General features: G+C 66.0%; 4 protein-coding genes. 3 read left to right on the top strand and 1 reads right to left on the bottom strand.

The genetic code is table 11. The features are described 5' to 3' along the window. The 3 genes from VF632_RS04780 to VF632_RS04770 form a co-directional block, all read left to right on the top strand. The coding region (locus VF632_RS04780) for a hypothetical protein (protein ID WP_331021714.1) at positions 1 to 352 on the top strand (352 nt) is incomplete at its 5' end. 513 nt (positions 353 to 865) lie between these two features. Beyond that, entirely contained in the window at positions 866 to 1744 is an 879-nt protein-coding gene (locus VF632_RS04775; protein WP_331021713.1) for a site-specific integrase, read from the top strand. An 11-nt stretch (positions 1745 to 1755) separates the two neighbouring features. Further along, positions 1756 to 2958 carry an IS91 family transposase gene (locus VF632_RS04770; protein WP_331021712.1) on the top strand — a complete coding sequence of 401 codons (1203 nt, stop codon included), beginning with the start codon at positions 1756 to 1758 and terminating at the stop codon, positions 2956 to 2958. 493 nt (positions 2959 to 3451) lie between these two features. On the opposite strand, the gene VF632_RS28015 is transcribed toward VF632_RS04770, so the two are convergent. Next, positions 3452 to 3579 (bottom strand): DUF6880 family protein (locus VF632_RS28015; protein WP_349263966.1); only part of this gene is annotated, 128 nt, incomplete at its 5' end.

The raw sequence follows: 3579 nt of genomic DNA, 5'->3' as shown, positions 1-3579 counted from the left end.
CGCAGAGACCCGCGCCGACTTCATCGAGCAGTTCCCGCTGCTTCCGGACAACTCTTCCTCAGTCAAACTGCCGGGCATCTCTCTGGACAATGCCGCCTTCAACACCGTTCGCTGCAACCTGGTGGTTGGGAATTATGGCGGCGCGGTGAAGCTCATCAGGGCATGTGCCGGAAACCGTTTTCACTGGAATCTTGGCGGCTCCAACACGCGCGGCAGTAACGAGCACATCAGCTTCGCATGGTTCAACGACCTGGGCGCGGGCGATCTGTTAGGTGAGTTCGCCGGCATCCCACCCTGCGATATCGGCCCCTCGTACGAGAACATATATCGGCGCAACCGCATCCTGGGCTGATCGACGCCGGAGGGGCACCGTTCCTTTCTGGCGGGCTTGGAGATCAAGCCCTCCGTTCTCCTCCGTGCAGCGACGATGGGCCCCCCTGGCGGGTCATGGCTCTCTTCGCGATCGGTGTGAGCCGTCGCATAATGGTGTCGGAAGCTCCGGCCTCGTGATGTCAAGTACGCGGTCACCTGCTCCCGAAGAGGTAGGGTCGCAGCAGTGCCCGCGTGATGACCGGAACCCCCGTCCCGGCAGGGACGCCCTTCCGTCGCGTAATGGCTGCGCTCGCGCTTCTCAAAACCGCGTAGGCCGAACGCGTCCTGCACGTCACGCCAAAGGGTTTGACGCGAGTTCTGAAAAAACCGCTTGGACTAAACCGCTACGCGGTAGTTATCTTCTTCAACTACTGATCATGGGCGCTGATCTGGCCTGGAGTTCGGCTCGCTGAACTTCCTTCGTTCGATGGATCCGCTTGGAGGATCGTGGCGCCGCGCCTGTCGCGCGCCCCATCCTGCATAGGAGCCACCGATGACCCCGCTTCGCCAGCGCATGACCGAGGACATGCGGCTTCGCAACCTCGGGCTGTCCACGCAGCGTGCCTACCTGCAGTATGTCTCGCAATTCGCGGGCCATTTCCACAGGTCGCCGGAGATGCTGGGGCCCGCCGAGATCCGTGCATTCCAGCTGCATCTGAGCCGGGATCGGCAGCTTTCGGCCAGTTCGGTCGGGGTCACCGTCGCCGCCCTCCGCTTCCTGTACAAGGTCACTCTCCAGCGGGGATGGAACCTCGACGACGTCATACCTACCGGCCGCCAGCCGCAGCGGCTGCCCGTCATACTGAGCCCGCAGGAGGTCGCCGGCTTCCTTGATGCGGTCGGAAGCCTGAAGCACCGGGTGATCCTGACCGTCTGCTACGCTGCAGGGCTGCGCATCTCGGAGGCGGTGCGGCTCAGGCCCGATGCGATCGACAGCCAGCGCATGACCATCCGTGTTGAACAGGGCAAGGGACAGAAGGACCGCTACGTCATGCTGTCGCCCAGGCTGCTGGACCTGCTGCGCAGCTACTGGCGTGTCACCCGGCCAAAGGACTGGCTGTTCCCCGGCGACGTGGCCGGGCAGCCGATCACACCCGCTGCTGTCGAGGATGTCTGTCGGATCGTGCGGCGCCAGTGCAGCACCGCCAAGCCGGTCACGCCGCACGCGCTGCGTCATGCCTTTGCGGTCCACCTGCTCGAGAGCGGCGCCGATCTGCGGACCATCCGGTTGCTGCTCGGCCATCGCAGCCTCAACACCACGGCCAAGTACCTGCGTCTGGCGACCAGCAAGGTTTGCGCGACGGCCAGTCCGCTGGACGCGCTGCGAGCCGCGCCCACCATCGCCGCACAGGCCGCCTGCGCACTCGCCTGAGCGCCCGGCCCATGGCGAGCAGTACCGTGGAGGTGGCGGACGTGTTCCGCCGCTATGGCGAGGCATACCGGGAGCAGCACGGGGGAGCGCTGTCCACCGTGCAGCGCCACGCCATGAGCGCGATCGAACGCTGCCGGACGGCCGCGCTCGGCGGCCATGTCGAGCAGTGTGATGACTGTGGCCACCAGCGCGTCTCCTACAACTCCTGCCGCAACAGGAACTGCCCCAAGTGCCAGTCCCTCGCCCGCGCTCAATGGCTGGCGGACCGCCAGGCGGAGTTGCTCGACGTCCCCTACTTCCACGTCGTCTTCACAGTGCCGGATGAGGTCGCCGTCATCGCCTTCCAGAACAAGCCGGTGGTCTACGACATCCTGTTCCAGGCCGCGGCCGAGACCTTGCGCAGGATCGCCGCCGACCCTGCCCACCTCGGCGCCGAGATCGGCTTCCTCGGCGTGCTGCACACCTGGGGTCAGAACCTGCTGCACCACCCCCACCTGCATTGCCTCGTGCCGGGCGGCGGGATCTCGCCCGACGGCAGCCGGTGGGTCGCCTGCAAGCCCGGCTTCTTCCTGCCGGTCCGGGTCCTGTCCCGCCTGTTCCGCGGGGTGTTCCTCCCCCATCTGGAAAGGGCGTTCACCGCAGGCCGGTTGAACTTCTTCTCCGACCTCGAGCTGCTGCGGGAGTGGCCTGCATTCCTGCGGCACCTGGCGCCGGCACGCCGGGCGGACTGGGTGGTGTATGCCAAGCGGCCCTTCGCCGGCCCGTCCCAGGTCCTCACCTATGTCGGGCGCTACACCCACCGCATCGCCATCTCGAACAGCCGGCTGGTCGCCATCGACAACGGCAAGGTCCGTTTCCGCTGGAAGACCTACCGGCAGGACGGCCAACACGGCACGATGACCCTGACCGCTGACGAGTTCATCCGCAGGTTCCTGATCCATGTCCTCCCGGACGGCTTCCACCGCATCCGCTACTTCGGGTTCCTCTGCAACCGTCAGCGCCAAAGCAAGCTGGCCCAGTGCCGGGAGCTGCTTGGCATGAAGCGGGACGCAGCAGCAGTGGCGCCCATCCTCCGCCCGGACTACCGCGCGCTGCACTTGTCCCGGACTGGGACGTCGTTGACGCTCTGCCCTGTTTGCCGCCACGGAACCATGGTCGTCATCGAGGTTCTGGTGCAAGCCGGCAAGCGTCGGTGGGTGTGCGACACCTCATGAGCGCCACCGTTGCCCAGTCCGGGCCCATGAACCCGCCCTGCGCCGCAGAGCGGACGGACCCAGCTGTTCGATGGCCAGCGCGGCGGTCTTTCAGAGCCGCCAGCGAGAGCTCCGAGAGCTCGAACCACCCGCCAGTCATCGTCTTGGGCCAGGCCATGCCGCATCCTGCCATGGCAACGGGCCACGCGGTGTCCTCGGGCCAGCACATCGCGTCGCGGGAACGCTGATCGGCCGCATCCAACACCCATAGCTCAGGCGGGCGGTCCGCGGTTCAGTCCAATCCGTTTTTCGCTCACCGGCGCGGAACCGGCCACGAGCGCCATGGGCAACATCCGCTTGCCGCGCCGCTAAGCCAAAAACGCTCTCGATTCGTGATAGCTGCGAAGACGCGCTCGGCCAGCTGCTTCGGACCGGGTTTAGCTCCAATACCGTTGACTTTGGCCTCCAGGCGGCCGGCCGGGCGGACCTCACCCGAGCGGCTGCCCGACTACTCTCAGCGTAAGTCAACGGTATTGGGTTTAGCTCTCGTTGCCAGGCCGCCAAGGTCGCCGCAAGCAGAACGGAACACCTCGCCCACCGATCCGCTGCTATCGTCGACACGGTTGAGGACCGGTTCAGCCA

This window comes from Longimicrobium sp., from assembly GCF_036388275.1.
Taxonomy (GTDB): domain Bacteria; phylum Gemmatimonadota; class Gemmatimonadetes; order Longimicrobiales; family Longimicrobiaceae; genus Longimicrobium.
This window is presented reverse-complemented; position numbering and strand designations above follow the sequence as displayed.

Bases quoted from the DNA above. Each gene is read 5' to 3' on its own strand.
- VF632_RS04775 (WP_331021713.1), top strand. From the start codon at position 866: ATGACCCCGCTTCGCCAGCGCATGACCGAGGACATGCGGCTTCGCAAC.
- VF632_RS04770 (WP_331021712.1), top strand. From the start codon at position 1,756: ATGGCGAGCAGTACCGTGGAGGTGGCGGACGTGTTCCGCCGCTATGGC.